Annotated in this window: 1 protein-coding gene; it reads left to right on the top strand. The window is 41.0% G+C overall.

Annotated features, from left to right (window positions below; translation table 11 throughout):
• Positions 1-121: 121 nt before the first annotated feature.
• Positions 122-707 (top strand): hypothetical protein (locus tag HJ01_RS17045; RefSeq protein WP_040474120.1); only part of this gene is annotated, 586 nt, incomplete at its 3' end.

Below are 707 nucleotides of genomic sequence, written 5' to 3'. Positions count from 1 at the left end.
TTTTTTCAAGCAGAAGACGGCATACGATATCACTGTGTGACTGGAGTTCAGACGTGTGCTCTTCCGATCTATTCAGGCCAGCACTTCCCTTTCGGGAAATAGCAAAAGCGGAACACTTGACATGACTTTCGATAAAGATTTAGTTTGGAGTGCTGGCTTTGATTATGGGATGGGTTGTAGTTTGACCGATAATGCTTGTCAAGTTGTTAAGGTAAATGGAGGATATGTTAATATCACTTTAAGTTCCAGCCAAAACGATGATCGCAAGAAACTTGCTCTCATCTATACAATCATGACAGAAGATTCAACCGTAACAGTAAATCTAGCAGACTTAAAAGCCTATTTAAGCAAGGTACTCTATAACTTTAGTGGAGACCTTACTGATGCGGCAAAAGCACAGTTTGACAGTTTAGAATTTCCAAAATCCTTTGAGTTGCAGATGCAGGAAAAATCTATAAAAGCAGAAAGGGATACTGAAATACATACTCAAACTGCCCATACTGCCAAAGAAACCACAAAGTCAGCCACGACTGTTGCCGATGGTTTTGCAGCGAAAAATGACGCCATTGAGGCCGCAAATAAGGCAGAAGAATCCGCAAATGATGTTAGTGAAACAGACACTACCAGAAAACAGTCAGCAAATGCGAACGCACAACTGGCAAAAGAACATGCAGAGGCCGCTAAAGTTGCCTTTAAAGAACTGTATT

The organism is Flavobacterium frigoris PS1 (assembly GCF_000252125.1).
Classification (GTDB): domain Bacteria; phylum Bacteroidota; class Bacteroidia; order Flavobacteriales; family Flavobacteriaceae; genus Flavobacterium; species Flavobacterium frigoris_A.
Note: the sequence above shows the minus strand (reverse complement) of the source record. Positions and strands in the feature narration are given on the sequence as shown.